21 protein-coding genes are annotated in these 22283 nt (G+C 68.4%); 8 read left to right on the top strand and 13 right to left on the bottom strand.

Annotation, left to right across the window (positions count from 1 at the left end; translation table 11 throughout):
* Window positions 1-8: 8 nt before the first annotated feature.
* From G7043_RS14540 to G7043_RS14520, 5 genes are read right to left on the bottom strand one after another with little or no spacing between them, the layout of a single operon-like run.
* Window positions 9-2723 carry an AbfB domain-containing protein gene (locus G7043_RS14540; protein WP_166046135.1) on the bottom strand — a complete coding sequence of 905 codons (2715 nt, stop codon included), beginning with the start codon at window positions 2721-2723 and terminating at the stop codon, window positions 9-11.
* A gap of 7 nt (window positions 2724-2730) precedes the next feature.
* Window positions 2731-3681, bottom strand: a complete 951-nt coding sequence (locus G7043_RS14535; RefSeq protein WP_166046134.1) for an ABC transporter permease — start codon at window positions 3679-3681, stop codon at window positions 2731-2733.
* On the bottom strand, window positions 3678-4646 hold the full coding sequence (locus G7043_RS14530) for an ABC transporter permease (protein WP_166046133.1): 969 nt from the start codon (window positions 4644-4646) through the stop codon (window positions 3678-3680). Before G7043_RS14530 ends, G7043_RS14535 begins: the two co-directional genes overlap by 4 nt.
* The gene (locus G7043_RS14525; protein ID WP_166046132.1) at window positions 4591-6129 is read right to left on the bottom strand and encodes a sugar ABC transporter ATP-binding protein; all 1539 of its coding nucleotides are present in this window, start codon (window positions 6127-6129) and stop codon (window positions 4591-4593) included. The genes G7043_RS14530 and G7043_RS14525 overlap by 56 nt, the downstream gene beginning before the upstream one ends.
* Window positions 6119-7159 carry an ABC transporter substrate-binding protein gene (locus G7043_RS14520; RefSeq protein WP_166046131.1) on the bottom strand — a complete coding sequence of 347 codons (1041 nt, stop codon included), beginning with the start codon at window positions 7157-7159 and terminating at the stop codon, window positions 6119-6121. Before G7043_RS14520 ends, G7043_RS14525 begins: the two co-directional genes overlap by 11 nt.
* A 126-nt stretch (window positions 7160-7285) precedes the next feature.
* Here G7043_RS14520 and G7043_RS14515 point away from each other — a divergent pair, with 126 nt between their 5' ends.
* Window positions 7286-8275 (top strand): LacI family DNA-binding transcriptional regulator, encoded by a 990-nt coding sequence (locus G7043_RS14515; protein WP_166046130.1) that lies wholly within the window; start codon window positions 7286-7288, stop codon window positions 8273-8275.
* Between the two features lie 25 nt (window positions 8276-8300).
* On the opposite strand, the gene G7043_RS14510 is transcribed toward G7043_RS14515, so the two are convergent.
* The 4 genes from G7043_RS14510 to G7043_RS14495 all read right to left on the bottom strand — a co-directional run bounded on the left by G7043_RS14510 (window position 8301) and on the right by G7043_RS14495 (window position 11930).
* Window positions 8301-9569 carry a tannase/feruloyl esterase family alpha/beta hydrolase gene (locus G7043_RS14510; protein ID WP_166046129.1) on the bottom strand — a complete coding sequence of 423 codons (1269 nt, stop codon included), beginning with the start codon at window positions 9567-9569 and terminating at the stop codon, window positions 8301-8303.
* Between the two features lie 11 nt (window positions 9570-9580).
* Window positions 9581-9949, bottom strand: coding sequence for an STAS domain-containing protein (locus G7043_RS14505; RefSeq protein ID WP_166046128.1), 369 nt, complete (start codon window positions 9947-9949; stop codon window positions 9581-9583).
* Window positions 9950-10046: 97 nt separating this feature from the next.
* Window positions 10047-10955, bottom strand: coding sequence for a helix-turn-helix transcriptional regulator (locus tag G7043_RS49860; protein ID WP_166046127.1), 909 nt, complete (start codon window positions 10953-10955; stop codon window positions 10047-10049).
* A gap of 105 nt (window positions 10956-11060) precedes the next feature.
* Complete coding sequence (locus G7043_RS14495) at window positions 11061-11930, bottom strand: SGNH/GDSL hydrolase family protein (protein WP_166046126.1); 870 nt, start codon at window positions 11928-11930, stop codon at window positions 11061-11063.
* A gap of 79 nt (window positions 11931-12009) precedes the next feature.
* Here G7043_RS14495 and G7043_RS14490 point away from each other — a divergent pair, with 79 nt between their 5' ends.
* Window positions 12010-12537: an isochorismatase family protein gene (locus G7043_RS14490; protein ID WP_166046125.1), complete on the top strand. Its 528-nt coding sequence runs from the start codon at window positions 12010-12012 to the stop codon at window positions 12535-12537.
* Here G7043_RS14490 and add read toward each other — a convergent pair.
* Together add and G7043_RS14480 are read right to left on the bottom strand one after the other, a co-directional pair.
* Complete coding sequence (add, locus tag G7043_RS14485; RefSeq protein ID WP_166046124.1) at window positions 12530-13546, bottom strand: adenosine deaminase; 1017 nt, start codon at window positions 13544-13546, stop codon at window positions 12530-12532. The genes G7043_RS14490 and add overlap by 8 nt on opposite strands.
* Before the next feature lie 136 nt (window positions 13547-13682).
* Window positions 13683-14747 carry a CdaR family transcriptional regulator gene (locus G7043_RS14480; protein WP_207311143.1) on the bottom strand — a complete coding sequence of 355 codons (1065 nt, stop codon included), beginning with the start codon at window positions 14745-14747 and terminating at the stop codon, window positions 13683-13685.
* 121 nt (window positions 14748-14868) lie between these two features.
* Here G7043_RS14480 and G7043_RS14475 point away from each other — a divergent pair, with 121 nt between their 5' ends.
* Genes G7043_RS14475 through G7043_RS14460 form a run of 4 tightly spaced genes read left to right on the top strand, consistent with a single transcriptional unit; the run spans window position 14869 to window position 18512 of the window.
* Window positions 14869-15771, top strand: a complete 903-nt coding sequence (locus tag G7043_RS14475) for a substrate-binding periplasmic protein (protein WP_166046122.1) — start codon at window positions 14869-14871, stop codon at window positions 15769-15771.
* Window positions 15772-15781: 10 nt separating this feature from the next.
* Entirely contained in the window at window positions 15782-16495 is a 714-nt protein-coding gene (locus G7043_RS14470; protein WP_166046121.1) for an amino acid ABC transporter permease, read from the top strand.
* The gene (locus G7043_RS14465) at window positions 16492-17262 is read left to right on the top strand and encodes an amino acid ABC transporter ATP-binding protein (RefSeq protein WP_313887875.1); all 771 of its coding nucleotides are present in this window, start codon (window positions 16492-16494) and stop codon (window positions 17260-17262) included. The genes G7043_RS14470 and G7043_RS14465 overlap by 4 nt, the downstream gene beginning before the upstream one ends.
* Complete coding sequence (locus tag G7043_RS14460) at window positions 17259-18512, top strand: NAD(P)/FAD-dependent oxidoreductase (RefSeq protein WP_166046120.1); 1254 nt, start codon at window positions 17259-17261, stop codon at window positions 18510-18512. Before G7043_RS14465 ends, G7043_RS14460 begins: the two co-directional genes overlap by 4 nt.
* Window positions 18513-18569: 57 nt before the next feature.
* On the opposite strand, the gene G7043_RS14455 is transcribed toward G7043_RS14460, so the two are convergent.
* Window positions 18570-19316, bottom strand: coding sequence for a DinB family protein (locus G7043_RS14455; protein WP_166046119.1), 747 nt, complete (start codon window positions 19314-19316; stop codon window positions 18570-18572).
* Between the two features lie 52 nt (window positions 19317-19368).
* Between G7043_RS14455 and G7043_RS14450 the strand changes: the two genes are divergently transcribed.
* Together G7043_RS14450 and G7043_RS14445 are read left to right on the top strand one after the other, a co-directional pair.
* Window positions 19369-20091: a class I SAM-dependent DNA methyltransferase gene (locus tag G7043_RS14450; protein WP_166046118.1), complete on the top strand. Its 723-nt coding sequence runs from the start codon at window positions 19369-19371 to the stop codon at window positions 20089-20091.
* 60 nt (window positions 20092-20151) lie between these two features.
* Window positions 20152-21882, top strand: a complete 1731-nt coding sequence (locus G7043_RS14445; protein ID WP_166046117.1) for a hypothetical protein — start codon at window positions 20152-20154, stop codon at window positions 21880-21882.
* Here the strand turns inward: G7043_RS14445 and G7043_RS14440 are convergent.
* On the bottom strand, window positions 21862-22257 hold the full coding sequence (locus G7043_RS14440; RefSeq protein ID WP_166046116.1) for a nuclear transport factor 2 family protein: 396 nt from the start codon (window positions 22255-22257) through the stop codon (window positions 21862-21864). The genes G7043_RS14445 and G7043_RS14440 overlap by 21 nt on opposite strands.
* Between the last annotated feature and the right edge of the window lie 26 nt (window positions 22258-22283).

The following is a 22283-nucleotide window of genomic DNA, read 5'->3' as shown; positions in this document are numbered from 1 at the left end:
GTTCTCTCCTACGGTGCCCAAGGTGAGCCCACGGCCCAGCTCACGTCTTGGTTGTACGAGGCAGGGTTGTCGTACGTGTGCGCGCCGCCGTTCGAGGCGACCCAGACCTCCTCCGCGTAGTGGCGAATGTTGGTGCCGAGCTCGTTGACCGACTCCAGCCGCACGCCCCCAGTGCCCTGCTGGGCGCAGAACGTGGCGTCGCGGCGGAACAGGTCGGTGTTGTCGTTCGCGTTGAGTCGGACGCGGAAGTCCGCGTGCCGCAAGAAGTTCCCCGGGTAGTTGCGGGCCTCGAACGAGTAGCAGGTCGGCTCAGCGAGCCCGCGCCGGATCACGAACGTCGCGTCGGACTTGAGCAGCCCGTCGCTCCCGCTGGTCACGACGTCGGTGCGCGCGAGGCCGTCGCGGTGGCGCAGGTAGCGGTCCGTGAAGCCGGGCGTGGTCACCCGGAACGACCGGGCCTGGTCCAGCGGCAGGTCCGCGCCGCTGCGCCACAACGCGACGCCGATCGCCCAGGTGATGTCCGCGGCGAACGAGTTCGGTGTGTCCCAAGGGTTCGGGCCACCGGAGCGCGCCAGGTAGACGCCCTCGAAGTAGTGCCGCACGAACGATCCGCGCTGGTTGTACGACTCCAGTGCGGTTCCGCCGGCACCTTCCCGCGCGCAGAAGGTGGCGTCGGCCGCGATCGTGCCGTCGTTCACGTCCTTGCGGATGCGTCCGTTGCTGTGCCTGAGGAACTGACCGGGGAAGTTCCTCGACTCGAACGAAAGGCAAGCCGCGTCGGCGAGTCCGGGACGCACGTGGAACGTGGCGTCCAGCCGGCCCAGGTCGGTGCTGATCACGTCGGTGCGGGCGAGTCCCTCCTGATGACGGAGGTAGCGGTTGGTGAAGCCGGAAGTGGTAACGCGCAACGAGACCACGTCGTCCGGTCCCACCGCCGTGCCGCGGGCGATGGCCAGCACCTTCAGGTTGATGTCCCGCACGCGTGCCTCGGTCATCTTCAGCACGCGGCGGTCGTAGGTGTAGAAGCCGTTGACCTCGTTCTCCACGTCGTACGGCTCGGTGTAGACCGACGCGGACAACCCGCGCGTGTGCACCAGTCGCGCGACCTGCTTCGTGACCTCCTCGTACCGCTTGGTCAACGACTGCTCGTCCGGATACAGGGCGCCGTAAGCGAATCCCGCGCCCGGCTGGTACTCGTGGCCGACGACCCGGCGGCCCAGGCCACCGAACTCACCCAGCATCGCGACCCGGTTGGCGTCGGGTTGCCGGGTGGTCGTGGTGATCTGGTAGGCGTGGTCGTCGATGATGTCGCCGTTGCCCGGATCGGGATCCGAGACGCAGCAGTTGGAGCCCGAGTTGTGGTTGACCAGGCGGGTGTTGTCGATCGACCGCACGAGGTCCACGATCCGGCCCGCGTCGTACTCGCCCCAGCCCTCGTTGAACGGCACCCACTGCACGATCGACGTGATGCCCTTCAGCTGGTCGATCATCCGGCGCAGCTCGGACTCGTAGTTGGCGTGCGAGTTCGGGACCTCGTCGACCGCGTCGACGGACGGCATGTCCTGCCAGACCATCAGACCGAGCTTGTCGGCGTGGTAGAACCAGCGCGCCGGTTCGACCTTGATGTGTTTGCGGACCATGGTGAACCCCAGCGCTTTCTGGCGTTCGAGGTCCCAGCGCAACGCCGCGTCGGTCGGCGCCGTGTAGACGCCGTCCGGCCAGTAGCCCTGGTCGAGCGTGCCGAACTGGAAGACGAACTTCCCGTTCAGCAACGGCCGCATGACGCCCCCGACCATCGCCTTGCCGAGCGAGCGCATGCCGAAGTAGCCGGTCACGACGTCGCCGCCGGCCAACGTCACGCGCAGGTCGTAGAGGAACGGGTCGTCCGGCGACCACAACCTGGCGTTCGGCACCGGGATCCGCAGATGGCCGCCGACCGTGCCGCTGCCGGAGCCGACGACCTGGCCGTTCGTGAGCACTTCGGCGGTGACCTGCTGGCCCGCGGTGCCCTGGACGACGAGGTCGAGCACGCCCGCCGGCACGTCCGGGGTGGTGTCGAGGCGCGTGATGTGCGCGCTGCGCACCGGTTCCAGCCACACGGTCTGCCAGATGCCGGACGCCGCCGTGTAGAAGATCCCGCCGGGGTTCCGGCGCTGCTTGCCGATCGGGTACCGGCTGCCGTCGACCGGCGAGTGCACGCCGACGATGATCTCGTTCGCACCGGTCGTCAGCGCCGAGGTGATGTCGAACGAGAACGCGTCGAAGCCGCCGGTGTGCGTGCCGACCTGCCTGCCGTTGACCCAGACCCTCGTCTCCCAGGTGACGGCACCGAAGTTGAGCTTGACCTGCCGACCGTCCCAAGAGGACGGCACGGTGAAGGTGCGGCGGTAGAACATGTTGTCCTCGTGCCGCTTGATCCCCGACAGCGCGGACTCGATCGGGTAAGGCACGAGCACGCCTTCGGCCAGTGGCCTGCCGAAGGGCGGGTTGGTCAGGTTCGGCGCACCCGCGAACTCCCAGACACCGTTGAGGTTCTGCCACTCCGTGCGCACGAGCTGCGGACGCGGGTATTCCGGCAGGGCGTTGGTCGGCGACACCTGGTCGGTCCAGGGAGTCGTCAGCGGAGGGGTTTTCGGCACCCACTCCGCGGCGTGCGCGGTCGGTGCGACGGTGGTGGCTGTGATCAGGATTCCGACCAACACGCCCAGGACGCGTCTGGTCATGGCTCTCCTATCTCCGGAGTGTTCGTTGCAGGACAACGACGACGAGCAGGAAGACGCCGCTGACCACGGACTGGTAGTTGCTGTCGAGCGTGCCGATCTGGTTGATGACGTTCTGGATGACCTTGATCAGGCCGACGCCGATCACCGTGCCGACGACGGTACCCATGCCGCCGGTCAGCAGGGTGCCGCCGATGACCACCACCGCGATGGCGTCGAGCTCGGTGCCGACGCCGATGACCGTGACCCCGGACTGCAGGTAGGCGGCGGTCAGGGCGCCGGCGAGACCCGCCAGCGTGCCGCTCACCGTGTAGACACGGATCTTGGTCTTGGCGACGGGAACGCCCAGGAGGATCGCCGACTGCTCGGCGCCGCCGGTGGCGAACACGTTCTGGCCGAAGGTGGTCCGGTTCAGCACCAGGCCACCGAGCACGCACAGCACGGCTGCGATGAAGATCGGATAGCCGAAGCCGAACACCGTGCCGCGACCCAGCTCGACGAACGCGCTGTCCGGCGCGATCTGGTAGGTGGTGGCGCCCTCGTCGGTGATCGCGAGCAGGAGTCCGCGGGCGAACAACAGCGATGCCAGCGTGACGATGAACGGCGCCATGTTCGTCCGGGCGATCAGCAGGCCGTTGACCAGCCCGATCGCGCCGCAGACGAGCAACGGCAGGGCCAGCGCCACCAGGAACCCGTACTGCGAACCCCAGGCCGCCAGCACGCCGCCGAGGGCGTACAGCGAGCCGACGGACAGGTCGATGCCGCCGGTGATGATCACGAACGTCATGCCGAGCGCGATCACCGCGAGGAACGAGCCCTGCAGGGCGAGGTCGCGCAGGTTGTCGAGGCTGCCGAAGCGCGGGAAGACCAGCCACGACACCGCGACCACGAGCACGAGCGCGACCGCGGCGCCCTGCCGTTGCAGGACCTTGGTTCGCACTGCTGCCGCTTGAGTGATCATCGGCGCTCCCGGGCCACGTACACGGCGGCGACGATGATCGCGGCCTGGATCATCTGCGCGATCGAGTCCGGCAGGTTGTGCTTGATCAGCGTCGCGCGGACGAGCTGCATCAGGATCACGCCGAACACCGTGCCGAGCACCCGGACCTTGCCGCCGGTGAGCGGGGTTCCGCCGACGACCACCGCGGTGATCGCGGACAGTTCCATCAGCAGGCCCATGTCGGCGGGGTCGCTGGCGCCGAGCCTGGACGTGGCCAGCACGCCCGAGATCGCCGCGAGCACGCCGCAGAGGGTGTAGACGCCGACCAGCACCCGGTTGACCGGCAGACCGGCCAGGGTGGCCGCCTTGCGGTTGTCACCGATCGCGACCAGCTGACGGCCGAAGGTGGTGCGGTTCGTGAGTCCGGCGATCGCGATGGCCAGCAGTGCCGCGATCAGCACGCTGATCGGGAGGCCGAGCAGGTCGTCGGTGCCGAGCGCGAGGAACGCCGGGTCGTGCAGCTGGACGAGCTGGCCGTCCGCGATGACCAGCGCCAGGCCTCTGCCGCCCACCAGCAACGCCAGTGTGGCGACGATCGGTTGAATGCCCACCTTGGCGACCAGGAAGCCGTTGAAGGCTCCGGCGGTCAAGCCGGCCACGAGCGCCATCAGGATCGCGAGCAGCGGTCCCGCGCCGAGGTAGAGCGGGATGATCGCGGCGGCGAGTGCCATGACGGCGCCGACGCTCAGGTCGACGCCTTCGGTGCCGATCACCAGTGCCATGCCGAGCGCGACGATCAGAACGGGTGCGGCCTGGACGAGTTGGGTGCGGAAGTTGCCCAGCGTCAGGAAGTTGCTCGTGAACACGGCGTTGAACAGCAGCAGCGCGACAACGGCGACGTAGACACCGTTGTCTTGGAGCCAGCGTGTCCTAGCGGCTGTTCTGGTGGCTGTTTTGGTGTCTGTTTTGGTGGCTGGCAGCGTCATCCATCACCTCCGCCGCGATGGCCTTGAGCACGTGTTCGCGGGTGAGCTGAGCTCCTTCCAGCTCACCCGCGACCTCCCCGTCCCGCAGCACGACGAGCCGGTCCGCGCCGTCGAGCAGTTCGTCCAGCTCGGAGCTGATCAGCAACACCGCCAAGCCTTCCCGCGCCAGTTCGTCGATCAGCGCCTGCACCTCGGCTTTGGCGCCGACGTCGATGCCGCGCGTGGGTTCGTCGAGCAGCAGGATCCTGGGTTCGGTGCACAACCACCTGGCCAGCAACACCTTCTGCTGGTTGCCACCGGACAGTTCCGCGACCTTCTGCTCCGGGCTGGACACCTTGATGCGCAGGCGTTTGACGAACGTGTCGACGATCCGGTCCTGTTTGGACCTGCTGATCACACCGAACCGGCTCAGCCTCGGCAGCGCGGCCAGCACGATGTTCTCGCGCACGGACAGGTTCGGGATGATCCCCTCGGTCTTGCGGTCTTCCGCGAGCATGCTGATACCGGCCCTGGTGGCGGCTTTCACGTTGCGCGGCACCGGTTTGCCCGCGACGAACACCGTGCCGTGGTCGAGCGGGAGTGCGCCGATGATCGCTTTCGCGGTCTCCGTGCGACCCGATCCGAGCAGTCCGGCGAGGCCCACGACCTCGCCGGGCCGGATGGAGACGTCGACGCCGTTGATGCGCGGTGTGCTGGTGAGGCCTCGTGCTTCGAGCACCGGCCGGGTGTCGGCGTGGTGATCTTCGCCGAACGCCGTGGTGCCGTGCTTCTCGATCTCGCCGACCGACCGGCCGAGCATCAGCGAGACGAGTTCGATGCGCGGAAGTTCTTCGAGAGGTCCGCTGTGCACGTTCCGCCCGTCTCTCAGGACCGTGACCGTGTCGCAGATCCGGTAGAGCTCGTCCATGCGGTGGCTGACGTAGATGATCGTGATGCCCTCCTGGTGGAGTTTGCGCACGACCTCGAGCAGCGTCTCCACCTCGCGCGGTTCGAGCGACGAGGTGGGTTCGTCCATGATCACGACGTCCGCGTCCGCCTCGACCGCCCTGGCCAGCGCCACCATCTGCTGTTCGCCGACCGCGAGTGTCCCGAGTGGACTGGTCACGTCCGCCGTGATGCCGTAGCCGCGCAGCAGTTCGGCGGCGTCGGCGTCGCGGCGGGTGCGGTCGATCAGGCCGAACCGGGTGCGCGGCTCGCGGCCGAGGAACAGGTTGGCGGCCACGCTCATCAGCGGGACGAGGTTGACCTCCTGGTAGATCGTGGAGATCTGGCCGTTGCGCGTCACTCGGCCACCGTCGGGAGTGTGGATGCCCGTCAGCACCTTGATCAAGGTCGACTTGCCGGCACCGTTCTCCCCGACGAGCGCGTGGATCTCGCCGCGTTTGAGTGCGAAGTCCACGTCGTCGAGTGCGCGCACGCCGGCGAAGGTCTTGGTCACGCCGGCGACCTCGATCACCGGACCAGCAGATGTTTCAGTAGGCATTGTTGAGCTTCTGCTGGGCGTTGGTGGTGTCGTACTCGTCGTCGGAGATCACGATGTTCTGCGGGATCTCCTCGCCCTTGCCGAACTTCTCCAGCGTGTCGAACGCGAGCGGCCCGAACCGCGGGTTCGACTCGACGACCGCGGTGTAGCCGCCGTCCGCGATCAACTGCACGGCGGTGCGCGTGCCGTCGATGGACACGACTTTGACGTCCTTGCCCGGCTGCTTGCCCGCGGCCTTGAGCGCGGTCACGGCGCCGACGCCCATCTCGTCGTTCTCCGCGTACACGGCGGTGATGTCCGGGTTGCTCTGGATGAGCTGCTCCATCACGGCCTGGCCCTTGGACCGATCGAACTCGCCGGTCTGCTCGGCGACCACCGTCAGGCCGGGGGTGCCGGCGATGCCGTCCTTGAAGCCCTTGGTCCGGTCGACGGTGACGTTGTTGCCCGAGGCACCGAGCAGGATCGCGACCTTGCCGGTGCCGCCGGTCGCCTTGATCATCTGCTGGGCGGCGCGCTTGCCCTGTTCGACGAAGTCACTGCCGATGAACGTCAGGTAGTCCGTGCAGGGCTGCGAGGTCACCTTGCGGTCGATGGTGACCACCGGCACCTGCTTGGCCTTGGCCGCGTCGAACGCGGGCTGGAGACCGTCGGAGTTGAGCGGTGCCACGATCAGCAGCTTCGCCCCGCGGTCCAGCAACGACTTGATGTCGCTGATCTGCTTGTTCAGGTCGCTCTGCGCGTTCGTGACCAGCAGGTTCACCTTGTGCTTGGCCGCCTCGTCCCTGATCGACTGGGTCTCGGCGGTGCGGAAGGGGTTCGTTTCCTTCTCCGACTGGGAGAAGCCGACCGTTGCCCCTTCCAGTTCGACCTGCGGGTAGCCGGTCCTGCTCCGCGCACAGCCCGGTCCGGCGCTCTGCTGCTGGGCGGCGGACGCGGCCGGCCCGCCACTGCTCGTGGTCTGCTGGCTCTCTCTGGCGGTGCACCCCGTGACGAGAAGTGCGGTGGCGGCGATCAGCAGGATGCGAGACATCGTTGGCTCCTACGTACCAGGCTGTGCGTGGACGCGCTCTCACAAGCTAGATTTGCATCGTTGTTCCAACGATGTAAATACCGAGACTTCCCGGTACTTTTCCCGGTACTTTTCTGGAGGCTGCGCGTGGCCACGCTCAAGGACGTCGCCCGGCTGGCGGGTGTCTCGGTGAAGACCGTGTCGAACGTGGTCAACGGCTACTCGTTCGTCAAACCGGACAACCGCGCCCGCGTCGAAGCGGCCCTCGAGGCCACCGGCTACCGCCCGAACCTGGGCGCCCGCAACCTGCGCCGCGGCCGCACGGGCTTCATCGCGCTGGTCCTGCCCGAACTCTCCATCCCGTACTTCGCCGAACTGGCCGGCCTCGTGATCGCCGCCGCCCAGGAACACGAGTGGAACGTGCTCATCGAGCAGACCTTCGGCACCCTGTCCGGCGAACGGCTCGCCCTGGCCTCACTGGGCCCGCACCTGGTGGACGCCGCGATCCTCAGCCCGGAAGCCTTGCAGGTGGACGACTTCCAGCTGTCCGTCCCCGCGGTGCTCCTGGGCGAGCACGCCGTCGACGTCCCGATCTCCCGCGTTGGCATAGACAACGTGGCCGCCGCCAAGACCGCGGTCGGTCACCTGGTCTCGTTGGGCCGCAAGCGAATCGCCGCCATTGGCGCCCACCCCCAGCGCGGCACCGCGGCCCTGCGCCTGGAGGGCTACCGCGCCGCGCTGGCCGAGGCGGACCTGGAGTTCGCCCCCTCACTGGTGGTGCCCGCTCTGAACTACCACCGCGCGGACGGCGCCGCGGCGATGAAGTCGTTGCTGGACCTGCGAAACCCACCCGACGCCGTGTTCTGCTTCAACGACCTGCTGGCCATCGGCGCCATGCGCGCCGCCGCCGAACGTCTCGTGCGCGTGCCGCACGACCTGGCCGTCGTCGGCTTCGACAACAACGAGGAAAGCCTCTACAGCTCGCCGTCCCTGACCTCCATCGCTCCCGACAAGGCCGCCATCGCCTCCGCCGCCGTCGACCTGCTGCACTCGCGGGCGGGCTCGCCCGATCTCGTGCCGGCCGACGTGCAGACCCCGTTCTCCTTGCTGGTCCGGGAAAGCACCGTGGCCCGGTGAGCGTGCCGTTCGACCTGGGACCACATCACGACAGCGGGCACGTCGACACGTCAGCCGGCCTGGACAGGGTCGCGGACTTCGGCGGCGCCACCCCGTCCAGCCACCGTTCCAGCGCCACGAACGCCGCACGGTGGCAAGGCGCGAGCGGCCGCAGCCGGTCCGGATACGCGTCCACTAACCCGTCCACGTGCGTGCCCTGCTCAACGCGGTAGTACCGGTGCAACCGATCGGGCGTCATCGCCGCGTACACGTCCGAGTCCTGGCTGATCGGCAACAGCACGTCGTACGTCCCGTGCACGGTCAGCAGCGGCCGCTTCACCTTGCCGGTCAGGTCGATCCGCGACACCAACGGTCCGGCGATTCGACGTCGCGCGGCATACGAGTAGTCCGCATCGCAGGAAGGAGTTCCCGAGGCGCAGAACGGAACCCCTGCCTCCAAGGCGCCGTCGAACCCCGGATCGAACTCCTCGCGGTAGATCCGTTGGGTGAGGTCCCAGTAATAGCGGTAGTGGTAGTCCCACAGGAACTCCGTGCCGGCGGGGAAGCCCGCCGCGACCATCTGGGCGTGCGCGTCCGAGCTGCCCGCGACGTAGGCCGGGTAGGCGCGGAGCACGGGAGGCAGGAAGGTCAGCGGGTTCGGGCCGTCGGTCGTCCACAGTGTTCCTTCCCAGTCGACGCCGCCGTCGTACAGGTGACCGCGGTTCTCCAGTTGCCAGCGGACCAGGTAGCCGCCGTTGGAGATGCCGGTGGCGATGGTGCGGCGCGGGGCGTGGCCGTAGCGGCGGGTGACCGCGGTGCGGGCGGCGGTGGTGAGCTGGGTGAAGCGGCGGTTCCACTCCTCCATCGCGCGGCCGTCGCGGTAGAACTGGGCGCCGGTGTTGCCCTTGTCGGTGGACGCGAAGGCGTAGCCGCGGGACAGGACCCAGTCGGAGATGGCGCGGTCGTTGGCGTATTGCTCGCGCACGCCGGGGGCGCCGGTCACGACCAGGCCGCCGTTCCAGCGGTCGGGCAGTCTGAGCACGAACTGGGCGTCGTGTTGCCAGCCGTGGTTGGTGTTCGTGCTTGAGGTGTCCGGGAAGTAGCCGTCGATCTGGATGCCGGGAACGGCGGCGGGCACGGGCAGCGCGGCGCTCGTGAGGCCCGCCCAGTCGGCCGGGTCGGTGTGGCCGGACCGCGTGGTGCCGGTGGTGGTGAGGTCGGTCAGGCGGGCGAGTTGCTGATGTTCAGCGCCCGGCACCGTGACCGCGGCGGTGGGCGGGGTCAGCGCGAGTACCAGTACCAGCGGGAGCAACATAGCTGGTCAAGCTAGCGATGGCGGTCTTTCGGCGACATGGTCGCATCCCACACAAGGCCCGCTTTGAAGGTGGTGAAGCCGAACAGGTCGAGCACTCGGCGCACCTGGGGCTGAGTGTGGTGCAGGGTCAACGACTTGCCGTTGTAGTGCGCGGCGCACAGCAGGAGCAGCAGGCTGCGCAGGCCGCTCGCGGACAGGAAGGTCACCTCGGCCAGGTCGATGGACACGCGCTCGGTCGCGGTGTCGGTGATGCCCGGGAGCACCGCGGCGAACAACAGGTCGCAGGTCGTGATGTCCATCTCGCCGTTGCAAGTGGCCACGAAACGGGTGCCAGAGCGTTGCGTCCGCACGGCGAACGGGCTGGTCTCACAGCCGGTCATCGGATCTCACCTCATAGAAAGGGAGTTCACTTCACCGCACCGCGAAGCCCGAACGATAGCAGCGGAAACGAAGGCACGGCCGGGAAAGCGAAGTGCGTCAGCATGACCGCAGGGTCTGCGACGGCGAGACTCCGTAAGCGGCGCGGTAGTGAGCGGCGAAGACACTCGGACGGGCGTAACCCCACCGGGCGGCGATCGCCGTGACGGAGCCGTTCGCGGCGCGCAGGTCGGCGTCCGCACACGAGAGGCGCACGCGTCGGAGGTAGGCCATCGGCGTCGTGTCGAGGTGACGGCGGAACGCGAGCTGCGTCGCGCGGATGGACACGCGTGCGGCGCGCGCGATGTCAGCGGCGGTGATGTCTTTCGCGGCGTTGTCCTCGATGAACGCGACAGCTCGCTGCACGGTCCGAGGGTGTGCGTCACGACGTTCCGCCGCTGTCCAGCCAACCAGCGTGCTGTTGGGGAAGGTCGCGAGTGTGGTGGCCACCAACAGCCGTGTCGCGTTCGCCGTCACAAGCGGGTTGTCTTTGAACACCGGCAGTACTTCATTTTGCAGATGTACGCACGTCGACAGCCATGCAGCAGCTGCGCGAGGCGAGAGAGGGCGGCAGCTTTCGAAACGGACGCCATCGGCGACCTCGTCCAGCACGGCCTGGCCGAACACGACCATCGACGCCTGCGGGTCCTGGGCTCCCGCCGTGAAAGGACGGCCGGGAGGGACGGTGAGGAACACTTCACCGGGAGCCATGAACCGGTCCTCACCGTCCGAGGTGTACGAGACCCGCCCGGACGTCAGATGCCCGAAGACGTAGTCACTGATCGGCTCACCGGACGCTTCGAACCCCATGTGACCGCCGAACTGGTCGAACCGGACCGGACCGAGCCTCCGGGAGGCCAACCGCAGCACCGAACTCCAGTCACCGCTGGTGAACCGCAGCCGCGCGTACACCGAGCTGATCACCTCGTACGCCGCGTCCAAGCCCGTCACTTCGACGACCTGCTCCACCTGCTGCACGATCCTCGCCCGTTCGTGCGGCGTCCATCACCAGAACGGCGGAACGCTCTGACTTGCGCAGAGCGCTCCGCCGGTCAGCGAATCAGGCCGAACTGATCAGGCTCGGACGAGCGTGGCCAGTGCCGCCTGGCCCTGCTGGTTCGGGTGGAACACGGCTTCCGGCCCTTCCTGTCCCGGTGCCAGCGCGTCGAACCCGCGCAGGAACGGCGTGCCGGCCTCGCACAGCGCGTGCCCGTCGAAGGTGTCGGGACGGGAGAACGGGCTGGCGTACGTGACGGGCACGTACTTGCGCGCGGCCGCGATCACCGCGGAGCGCAGGGTGGCGTCGAGGCCGTCGGCCACCTTGTTGCCCTCACTGCGTTCCGAGGTGGTGAGGATGCCGTCGCCGCAAATCGGGTCGAGGGTGGCGCCGGGCGGGTTGACCGAAGGGGACACCTGACGGCCGTAGCCCACGACCACGATCCGGGCGTACGGGCTGCGCTTGTGGATCTCGGTGAGCAGCGCGGTGACGTTGCCGCCCATCTGGGGCAGCTTGGCCAGAATCGCGTCGGTCGGAGCACCGGTGCAGTCCGCCTGGATGCAGATGCCGCCATAGGTCGCGTAGTCGATGTCGTTGGTACCCACGGTGAGCAGCACCAGGTTGGTGTCGCGCTTCAGAGCGTCGAGCTGGGCCGGACGGTCCTTGAACGGACGGGAGAAGTCCGCGGTGGCGGCGCCACTGCAGCTCACGTTCGTGAACGAGCCGAGCCGGCCGGCGGCGCGCAGGCGGGCGGCCACCAGTTCGCCGTAGGAGTTGTTGCTGCGCCAGCAGTTGCCGGCGGTTCCGTCCTGATAAGCGCCGGCTCCCGTGCCGGACGCGTAGGAGTCGCCGAGCACCACGAGCGACGTGGTGCGCGCGGCGTTGGCCGTGGGAGCGATCCCGAGCGCGGCCAGAACGGCTGTGAGGACGACGAGCGTTCGTTTCACAAAACCCCCAATGTTGATGTTCCCCCATCCTGCCCCAGACACCCCGCGCTCCGCCGCCGAACTCCGATAGCGTGGCCGGATGAAGCCGGCGCTCGTGATCGTCGACGTGCAAGAGGTGCTGATCCCCTTCATCTGGCGGGGCGCGGAGTTGGCGGACCTGATCGCCGACCTCGCCGACCGAGCCCGTGCCCACGGCGTGCCGGTCGTGGCGTTGCAACAGGTCGGCGGCGCGATGTTCGCACCCGAAGCGCCGGGCACACGGCTCAGCGCGCGCCTTCGCCTGCAGCCGCAGGACTTCGTGGTCCAGAAGTCCGCGACGGACGGCTTCTACCGCAGCGACCTCGCGACCCTCCTCAAGGACGTCGACACCATCGTGCTGACGGGCGTGGCCACCGACTACTGCGTGGACGCGACCGCGCGGGCCGCCGTGAGCCGTGAGTTCGACGTGGTGCTGGTCGAGGACGGCCACTCGACGGCGGCGACCGGCGACCCCGAGGCCGGTCTCACCGCCGAGCAGATCGTCCGGCGGCACAACCGGTTGCTCAGCGCGATGATCCACCCCGGTGGCACCGTGACGGTGCGCTCATCAGGCACGATCTTCACCTGAACCCCGCTGCCGGGGCTTGCACCGCGGCGATCTCCTCCAGCAGCTCGGTCTTGCGCGAGTTCGGCAGGAAGGACGCCAGCACGGCGTTCTCCGCCAGCCGCGCCACGTCCGCGTGCCCGAGGTCGAGCGCCGACGCCACCTCCAGATACTCGCCTTCCAGTGTGGCGCCGAAGAACGGCGGGTCGTCGGTGTTCAGCGTGACCACCACCCCGGCGGCGAGCATCTGCCGCACGGGGTGCGCCGAGATCGACGCCACCTGTCGTGTGCGCACGTTCGAGGTCGGGCACACCTCCAGCACGATTCCCTTCAGCGCCAGGTGTTCCAGCAGGGCCGGGTCCTCGACGCAGCTCGTGCCGTGCCCGATCCGCTCGGCGCGCAGGTCCCGGACCGCGGCCCAGATCGTCTCCGGACCGCTGGTCTCCCCCGCATGTGGCACCGAGTGCAGGCCCGCGGCCCTTGCGGCGTCGAAGAACGGCGCGAACTGGGCGCGGCCGACGCCGGCCTCGGGTCCGCCGAGGCCGAAGGAGACCAGGCCGTCGGGACGCTCGGTCACCGCGAACGCAAGCGTTTCCCTCGCCCCGGCCAGGCCCTTCTCGCCCGGGATGTCGAAGCACCAGGCCAGTTCCACTCCCAGGCCGGCGGCGCTGGAACGCCCGGAGGCGAGCCCGGCGAGGAGTTCGTCGCCGGACATGCCGTCCAGCAGGTGGTTGTACGGCGTCACGGTGACCTCGGCGTACCGGACGTTCTGCGCGGCGAGCTCACGGGCCAGGCCGACGACGAGGGTGTGGATGTCATGGCGGTCCTCCAGCATCGACTGGACCGCCCAGTAGACCTTCAGGAAGTGGTCGAAGTCCCGGAACGCGTAGAACCGGGCCAGCTCGTCCCGGTCGGTCGGCACACCGGCCGACGGGTGGCGGCGGGCGAGTTCCAGGACCGTGTCGACGCCGGCCGAGCCGACGAGGTGGACGTGCAGCTCGACCTTCGGCAGCGCGTGGATGAACGAACGCATGGCAAAGCTCCCTGCGAAACGTGTGATGGGTGACGGACGAGAACGACGGCGACTCAGGGAGCGAGGTCGCCGCGTTCGGTGTCAGCGCCGTAGAGCGGCAGCTTGAAGTCCGGCACGATCCTCAACGTAACAGCTTTCACGGGCCCAGCACATCGGCCACGCAGGCCAGGTAGAGCTTCAACGCCGTCCGCGGGTCACGCACCTTCAGCCCGGCGTCCTCGATCTTGCCCAGCCGGTAGATCAACGTGTTGCGGTGGATGCTCAACGCCGCCGCGGCGCGCACCAGGTTGAACCCGCTTTCGCACCACTCCACGATCGTCACCCGCAGCATCGGCCAGTCGGGCTGTTCCCGCAACTGCCCGATCAACGCGCGCACCAGCCGTGACCGCGCGCCACTGGAAGCGACCAGCTCGTGCACCCGCAGATCGTCGATGTGCACGACGCCGGAAGAACCCGGCAACCGGGCCGCGAGGTACAGCGCGGTCGAAGCGTCCACATAGGAATCATGCAGAGCCGGCACCCCGCAGGCACGTCCGCCGACGCCGACCGAACACTCCAGGTCAACCGCGGGGATCGTGCCGTTGTCCTTGTGCAGCACCACGAACCGCCCGGAGCCACCTCGCCCGATCACGTCCTGGGGGTCGACGAAAGCCTTCCGCAACCGCCGCAACACCAAAGCGGGCTCGGCCGACGTCTCCACCACGACCGCGACACGCGGCAACCGCAGGTCATAACCGAGGTCGTCGCCGCGGAACGTCAGCATGCCCGGATCCGCGGTGGCGGGATCGAAGTGCGCCACATCCCGCAGGAGGTCCTCGACCGCCTTCTCGCGGAACAGCCGCGACGACAGCAGCACGGACTCGCGCAGCAGGATCTCGGTCTGGTTGCGCACCAGGCGACCGAACCGTTCGACCTGGTCCGGCGAACCGGTGATGCCGACTGTGCCGACCGCCTCGCCGTTGAGCACCAACGGCAACGTGATGCCCGGTTCGACCCCCGACAACCGGCGCGCGGCCTCCGGGCCGTGGCTCATCGCCCGCACCCGGCGCACGACCTCCACGGACGCCTCGTGGAACGACCCGACGCGGCCGGGGTCACCACTGCCGATCACGACACCGTCCCGGTCGGTGATCAACACGTTGAACCCGATGATCGCGCTCGTGTCGGCCGCGATCTCCTGAGCGATCGATCCGGTCAGCACGTACGAATCGTACGACCACCCGCCCCGAATCACCGAGAAGTTCTGGTCAGGTTGTCCAGTGACCTTTGGTCCGAACGGGCTTACGGTGTGTGCCACCTCATAGCCAGTAAGGACGTGCGCCATGACGAGAACCGCTGTGCTCAAAACCGCAGGGCTCGCCCTGGTCACCGGTCTCACGTTGGCCGCCTGCTCGTCCGGGGCGGCCGCGAACTCGGAGCTGGGCACCATCGAACCGGGCGTGCTGAAGGTCGCCATCCAGCCCTACGCGCCCTACACCGACTACAAGGACCGCCAGCTCAGCGGGCTGGACAGCGAGATCCTCAACGCCGTCGCGGCGAAGCTGAACCTGAAGGTGCAACCGGAGGTCACCGACTTCGCCGGCATGCTCGCAGGCGTCCAGTCGCAGCGGGTCGACATCACCATCGGCGGTGTCGCGTGGTCGGCCGAACGGCAGAAGCAGGGTCTGTTCACCGACCCGCCTTACTACTCACCGCCCGCGATGGCGGTGAAGTCCGACAAGACCTACAAAACGGTCAAGGACCTCGAGGGCCTGCGACTCGGCACGGTCGAGGGCTACGTGTGGGTGAAGTCGATCCAGGCGGTGCCGGGCGCGAAGCTGCAGGCCTACCCGGACGGCAACGGCGTGATCGACGACCTCGGCGCCGGCCGGGCGGACGTCGGGTTCCTCGACCCGTTGATCATCATCGCCGCGCAGCAGGCCCGGCCGGACCTCGGCATCAAGACCCAGTACCTGACGCCGCCGACCGACGACCAGGTGAAGGCCAAGCCCGAGTACGAGTACTTCCGCTCTTACATGACGAGCTTCTACCTGCCCAAGCAGGCGACCGCACTGGAGGCGGCCATCTCCAAGGAGATCCGCGCGATGTACGCGAGCGGTGAGATGACGAAGCTCATCGAGAAGTTCGGCGGCGATCCCGATCAGTTCCTCAAGCCCGCCGCGCACATCGCACCGCTGCGCCGCGGCGTCGACCGGCCCGCGGACTGGACTCCGCCTTCGATCTAGGGGGTTGCGCATGTTCGAAGTGCCTTGGTCGGAGTACTCCACCGACCTCTGGGAAGGCTTGTTGAAGACGGTGTCCTACACGGTGGCGGGCTTCGCCGGAGCCGCGCTGCTCGGGCTCGCGGTGGCGTTGCTGCGGCTGAGCACGCTCAAAGCGCTGCGGATTCCGGCGCTGATCTACACCGAACTGTTCAAGAACGTGCCGTTGCTCGCGGTCATCTTCCTGACCTACTTCGGGCTCGGGTCGGTCGGGCTGAAGCTGGACGCGTTCCAGGCGGGCACGCTCAGCCTGGTCCTGTTCTACGCCGCCTACCTCTCGGAGATCTTCCGGTCGGCGATCAACGGTGTCCACAACGGACAGCAGGAGGCCGCGTCGGCGCTCGGTCTGGGCAAGCTCTCGACGTTCCGGAAGGTCGTGTTCCCGCAGGCGATGCGGCTGGCGTTGCCCGGCACGAACACCATGCTGGTCGATCTGCTGAAGTCGACGTCGTTGCTGGTCACGATCTCCGCGGCCGAGCTGATGTCGCAGGGCCGGCTGATCACCTCGGCCACGTTCCGCGCGCTGGAGGTCTACCTGGTGATCGCGGCGATCTACTTCGTGCTCTGCTACCCGCTCTCGCAGGGGTTGCTGTGGCTGGAACGGCGGATCCACGCCGGTGTGCCGCTCTCCCCGACCCGCCGGCGCCGGTTGCGTGCGGCGCGCGAACTGCTGGAGGTGCCGGCGTGACGGAAGTACTGGCTCAGCACGACGTGCTGACGATCAGCGGGCTGAGCAAGTCGTTCCACGGACGGCTGGTGCTCGACGACGTGTCGCTCGCGGTCCGGCAGGCCACGATCACCGCGATCATCGGCTCGTCCGGTGGCGGCAAGACCACGTTGTTGCGCTGCCTGAACCTGCTGGAACGCCCGGACAGCGGCACGATCGCGGTCGACGGCGCGCCGATCTTCGCGGACGGCGCGGTGTGCACCGACCTGCCGAAGCTGCGGCGGTCGGTCGGGATGGTGTTCCAGCGGTTCAACCTCTTCCCGCACCTCACCGCGATCGAGAACGTGATGCTGGCACCGCTCGACGCGGGTGTGCCGGAGCAGGAGGCGCTGGAACGTGCCGTGACGTTGTTGCGCCGGGTCCGCCTCGCGCACCGGGCCACCGCCTATCCGGAGCAGATGTCCGGCGGTGAGCAGCAACGGGTGGCGATCGCACGGGCCCTGGCGCTGCGGCCGTCGGTGCTGCTGTTCGACGAGCCGACGTCCTCTTTGGACCCCGAGTCGACCGGCGAGGTGTTGCTGGTGATGCGGGAGCTCGCGGCGACCGGCATCACGATGGTGCTGGTGACGCACGAACTGGCGTTCGCCAGGGAGGTCGCGGACCACGTCGTGTTCGTGGACGCGGGCAAGATCACCGAGGAGGGCGCGCCGGCGCAGGTGCTGACGAACCCGCGGTCGCCGCGGACCAGGGAGTTCCTGACGCACTTCACCCGCGAAGGGGGATCATGAGCTCCGATCCGATGGTTGTCGTCGGAGGCGGCGTCGTCGGCCTGAGCGTGGCGCACTACCTGACGTCCGCAGGGGTCGCGGTGGAGGTCGTGGAACGATCCGCACTCGGTTCCGGTGCGTCGTGGGGCAACGCGGGCTGGGTGTGCCTCTCGCACTCCGCGCCGGTGCCCGCGCCCGGCGTGACCCGCTTCGCCTTGCGGTCGCTGGGAAAACCGGACTCGCCGCTGTACCTGCGGCCGCCGGTCGACTCCAGCTTTCTCGTGTGGCTGTGGCGGATGTGGCGCAGCAGCACGCGGGCCGGGTTCCGGCACGGATATGAGGCCGTGACGGCGTTGAACGCACCGACGTTCGACCTGTTCGACCAGCTCGCCTCCGACGGCGTGCAGACCACGTTGCGGCGACCGGGAATGGTGCACGCGTTCCTCTCGGCCGCGGAGGCACGGCATCACCTGGACGTGCAGCGGTCGATGGCGGACGGCAACTACGCGATGCCCTCGGGGGTGACGCTGGGGCCGGACGCGGCACTGCTGGACCCCGCCCTGTCACCTCGTGTCCAGGCCTCCTACCTGGTGGAGGGCGAGGGCGTGGTCGACCCGGTCCGGCTGGTGGAATCGCTGGCCCGGGCAGTGCGGAACGCCGGCGGGCAGGTGCGGGAGAACGTCGCCGTGAACGGGTTCTCCGGCGGCGACCGGGTCCGGGTCGTGCACACGTCCGAGGGCGATCTGCGGTGTTCGGGCGTGGTCGTGGCGGCCGGGATGTGGTCGCAGCGACTGCTGGCCTCACTGGGGGTGCGGCTGTCGATGCAGGCGGGCAAGGGGTACAGCTTCACGGTCGACCTCGACCCGGCGCCGAGGCACGCGTTGTACTTCGGGGACCGGCGGGTGGTGGCGTCGCCGATGAACGGGTCCACCCGGATCGCCGGGACGATGGAGCTCAGCGGCAACAACCGGAAGCTGGACTGGCGGCGGGTGGTCGCGATCGCCAAGGCCAGCAGGCACTACCTCGGGGCGTGGTTCGACGATCCGGACGACCTGCCGCGCCGGATCCGCGATCCGTGGGTGGGCGGGCGGCCGTTCCTCGCCGACGGGCTCCCGGTGATCGACCGGACGCCGAAGCACGACAACGTGTTCGTGGCGACCGGGCACGGGATGCTCGGGGTGACGCTGGGACCGGCGACCGGGAAGGCACTCGCCGAGTACTACCTCAGCGGGCGGCGGCCGAGCGTGCTGGAGCCGTTCCGCTTCCGCTGATCCGCGTCGACCGCGAGAGGTCCGTGAGCTTCCGCGCACTGCCGGGGCGCCTGCCGATCACGCGGGACGTGCGGTCAGGAGGTCGAGGTCGCGTTCGGCGAAGAGCCGGTGCTGCCACTCCTCGTTGAGGATGCAGCGCAGGCACCTGGCCACGGGATAGCTCTTCGACGGCGGCCAGCCCTCGGGTTCCAGCACCGCCACCGTGTCCGAGGCCAGCTGCTCGTCGGTCAGGTTCGCCAGCACGTCGCGCATCCCGTCCATCCGGTCGCGCCTGATCGCGAGGATCTCGTCGAGCGACGGCCGGGCCGCGTGGTCGCGCGGGACGTTCGGGATGTCGTCCATCCCGGCGCACCCGAGGCCGAGCGGATGCCAGGGCGCCGGCTCACCGAGCAGCGCGCGCCGGATCCACGAGTCCGTCGCGAACACCAGGTGCCGCAACGTCTCGATGAACGAGAACTCGCCGTTCACCGACTCGTGCAGCAGCTCGGGGTCGAGGCCGCGGGCACGCTCGACCGTGCCCGCCCACAACCGTTCGATGATCTCCCACGCCTCGCGGTAGCCCGCTGCGTCCGTCGGCCGCATCTTGGGCCGCTCCGGGTACCGGCGGTCGAGCTCGGCCTCGACCAGCGGCGCGACGTCCACCCCGTTGACCACCAGTTTGCCGATGTACCCGTCGATGTCGAGATCGAGCACTTCGACACCGCGCATCACGACCCGGTCCAGCTTGGCCTCGCGGAACGTCGCACCGGTCAGGTCGACGAACTCGAACCGTGAATCCCGCAGGTCTTCCCCAGTGATGTCCACATCGAAATCCTAGTCCGAAAACTCGGTGGCGGCCGGGTCTAGCGTGGGTCGGGTGAAGGGATTCAACCCGAGTTTCAGTTCCGAAACGGCGAAGACCTACGACAACACGCTGCGCGGCGACGAGGCCGACACCGTGCGGTTCCTCGGGAGATTCGGCAAGACGGCACTGGAGTTCGCGATCGGTACCGGACGAATCGCGTTGCCCCTGGCCGAATCCGGTGTGGCGGTGGACGGCATCGAGCTTTCCCCCGGCATGGTCGCGAGAATGCGGGAGAAGCCCGGCGGCGCCGGCATCGACGTGACGATGGGCGACATGTCGCAGGTCGGCACCGGACGCACGTACTCGTTGGTGTACCTGGTTTTCAACACGATCTGCAACCTGCTCACCCAGGACGACCAGGTGCGCTGCTTCGAGAACGCGGCACGCCACCTCGAACCCGGCGGCGTGTTCGTGATCGAGAGCGGGCTGCCGACCTGGGCGGCGCGGCCACGGCACCAGTTCATCGACGTGGAGACGCTGGAGATCGACCACGTCGGGTTCGACGTCAACCGGTACGACCCGGTCACGCAGATGCTCGACGAGAACCACGTGGAGATCAGCGCGGACGGCGTCCGGTTCGGCCCGATCCGGCAGCGGCTGACGTACCCGGCCGAGTTCGACCTCATGGCGCGCATCGCGGGGCTGCGGCTGCGCGACCGCTGGGGAGGCTGGAACGGCGAGCCGTTCACGGCGGAAAGCAGGCGGCACGTGAGCGTGTACGAGTTCGCCGCGTAACGTTCTCGCGCCGCGGTCGAGTTCCTCTGTGTCCACTCGTGGCGGCACAGAGGAGGCGACATGATCGCCGTAGTTCCGGTGAAGTACGCGGCCACGGACAGCGTCTGGTCGCGCGAACAGTTCGAGAACTGGATGCGGCCGGGCATCCGCCACAGCCTGGGCGACTTCTGGTGGCGGTGTTCGCGCGGCCTGTTCGACGTGAGCAGCCAGGTCTACGACCCGGTCGTCGTCCCCGACCCCGGCACGGTCACCAACGACGGCCGGGGTGCCCTGCAGGACGCGGTGGTGAAGGCCGCCACGCAGGTCGACTGGGTGCACACGGACGTCCTGTTGATCTGGTTCGCGCGGCCCACCGGCTGGTGGGGCGGCGGCGAGGTGTGGGTGCCGGGGCCGGACGGCTTGCAGAAGAAGATCCGGGCGACCGTGGTCGACTCGATCACGCCGTTCGACGCGGCGTGCCAGGAGCTGGGGCACAGCTTCGAGCTCGACCACGAACTCGACGCCGCCGGCGCGGCCTACATGTCGCCGTACTCGGCGATGAGCGCCCGCACCTACGGCTCGGTGGCGGCGAGCTGGATCCGCAAGTCGGTGGCGGCGCTCCCCGATGGCGGCCTGAACAAGGAATCCCCGTTCACGAACATACCGGCGAACCTCATCGTCGGACCGCTGGTGCCGGGCGCGCACCTGTACCGCGACCCGCGGTTCCGCGACAGCTCGTCGGTCGTGAACGTCCGCGACCTGCCCGTGAAAGTGCGGCTGTACAAGCCCGACTACTCGTCTCCGGGCTCGGGCAAACCCGTGATGATCGCCGTGCCGTCCCAACGGCGCGACGGACGTGTGTTCTGCGTGGAGCTGCGCCGTGCAAAGGCGGAGACCTACGACCAGGGGATCGCGGTCGAAGGTCTGGTCGTGCACTCGATCAACCCCGACGGCCGCGTGCGGTACGACGGCGTGGCCGACCTCTCGCGCACCGACTGGGCCTGCCCCGCGGGCGACTTCTCGTTGCGGCGCACCACTGTCGCAGAGGACTTCGTCGACGTGGAGGTGCTGCCCGGATCGGTGATCTCGTTCCCGATCCGCGGTGTCCTGCTGGCAGGCGGGTTCCGCACGCAACACCAGCTCAACACCATGCCCTACGAGGACATGCGCAACACCCTGATCGTGTGCCTGGCGTCCCTCAGCAACCAGAACGACTACCAGCGCTTCGACAACGACACGCTGGCAGGCATGGGCGCGGTCATGGTCTTCCTGCGGCGCAACGGACTCCGCGACGACGCGGCGCTCAAGAGCATGACGGCCGACGACCAGCGCAACGTGATGATCGTCGAACTCGGCGCGCAAACCGGTGCCGGACAGGCGTTGCAGGGCTTCACGAACCTGCAGCTGGCCCAGATCGCGCTGGGCAGCGATCTCGCCACCCGCGGCAGGCGGCCGGGCTCGACGCCGTTCTACGTGCGCGGTGTGTTGCTGGCCGGGCGGTTCCGCAGCCAGCACCAGCTCAACACCATGTCCCGCGACGACATGCGCAACACGTTGATCGTGGTGATGACCTCGCTCAGCAACCAGACCGACTACCAGGCCTACAGCGACGCGGACCTCGCCGGTGTGGGCGCGGTCATGGTGTTCCTGCGGGAGACCGGGATCCGCGACGACGCCGCGCTCAAGAAGATGTCCGCGGACGACCAGCGCAACGTCGCGATCGTGGAGCTCTTCGCCCAGACCAACCGCAACCTGCAGGGGTTGGGCAACCTCGACCTGGTGCTGACCGCGTTAGGAGTTGAACGCTTCTAGGGCCTCGGCCTGGATCTGCTCGAACTGCGCGGCCATCGCCTCGGACAACGCCTGGGCGCCGGACAGCGGCCGCACCATCACGGTGAACTCGTCGATCAACCCGTTCTCGTCGAGGTGCAGGAAGTCGCAGCCCTGGACCTCCTTGCCGCCCACCTCGGTCCGGAACACCAGCGCGTGGTTCGGCCCGTCGGCGATCACGCGCTCGTAGCGGAAGTTCTCGAACACCCGCATCACGCCGCGCAGGATCGCCGCGGTGATCGGCTTGCCGGGGTACGGCTTGAACGCCACAGGGCTGGTGAACACCACGTTGTCGGCCAGGCAAGCCGCCATGGCGTCGGTGTCGCGCGCTTCGACTGCCTTGCGGAATGCGTCCACGGCCCGCCCTCACATACTCAACTTGT

The organism is Lentzea alba (assembly GCF_011067745.1).
GTDB classification, from domain to species: Bacteria; Actinomycetota; Actinomycetes; order Mycobacteriales; family Pseudonocardiaceae; genus Lentzea; species Lentzea alba.
This window is presented reverse-complemented; position numbering and strand designations above follow the sequence as displayed.

Excerpts from the sequence above, each read along its gene's own strand:
- G7043_RS14540 (WP_166046135.1), bottom strand. The coding sequence starts at position 2,723 with ATGACCAGACGCGTCCTGGGCGTGTTGGTCGGAATCCTGATCACAGCC.
- G7043_RS14535 (WP_166046134.1), bottom strand. The coding sequence starts at position 3,681 with ATGATCACTCAAGCGGCAGCAGTGCGAACCAAGGTCCTGCAACGGCAG.
- G7043_RS14530 (WP_166046133.1), bottom strand. The coding sequence starts at position 4,646 with ATGACGCTGCCAGCCACCAAAACAGACACCAAAACAGCCACCAGAACA.
- G7043_RS14525 (WP_166046132.1), bottom strand. The coding sequence starts at position 6,129 with ATGCCTACTGAAACATCTGCTGGTCCGGTGATCGAGGTCGCCGGCGTG.
- G7043_RS14520 (WP_166046131.1), bottom strand. The coding sequence starts at position 7,159 with ATGTCTCGCATCCTGCTGATCGCCGCCACCGCACTTCTCGTCACGGGG.
- G7043_RS14510 (WP_166046129.1), bottom strand. The coding sequence starts at position 9,569 with ATGTTGCTCCCGCTGGTACTGGTACTCGCGCTGACCCCGCCCACCGCC.
- G7043_RS14505 (WP_166046128.1), bottom strand. The coding sequence starts at position 9,949 with ATGACCGGCTGTGAGACCAGCCCGTTCGCCGTGCGGACGCAACGCTCT.
- G7043_RS14490 (WP_166046125.1), top strand. The coding sequence starts at position 12,010 with ATGAAGCCGGCGCTCGTGATCGTCGACGTGCAAGAGGTGCTGATCCCC.
- add (WP_166046124.1), bottom strand. The coding sequence starts at position 13,546 with ATGCGTTCGTTCATCCACGCGCTGCCGAAGGTCGAGCTGCACGTCCAC.
- G7043_RS14475 (WP_166046122.1), top strand. The coding sequence starts at position 14,869 with ATGACGAGAACCGCTGTGCTCAAAACCGCAGGGCTCGCCCTGGTCACC.
- G7043_RS14470 (WP_166046121.1), top strand. The coding sequence starts at position 15,782 with ATGTTCGAAGTGCCTTGGTCGGAGTACTCCACCGACCTCTGGGAAGGC.
- G7043_RS14460 (WP_166046120.1), top strand. The coding sequence starts at position 17,259 with ATGAGCTCCGATCCGATGGTTGTCGTCGGAGGCGGCGTCGTCGGCCTG.
- G7043_RS14445 (WP_166046117.1), top strand. The coding sequence starts at position 20,152 with ATGATCGCCGTAGTTCCGGTGAAGTACGCGGCCACGGACAGCGTCTGG.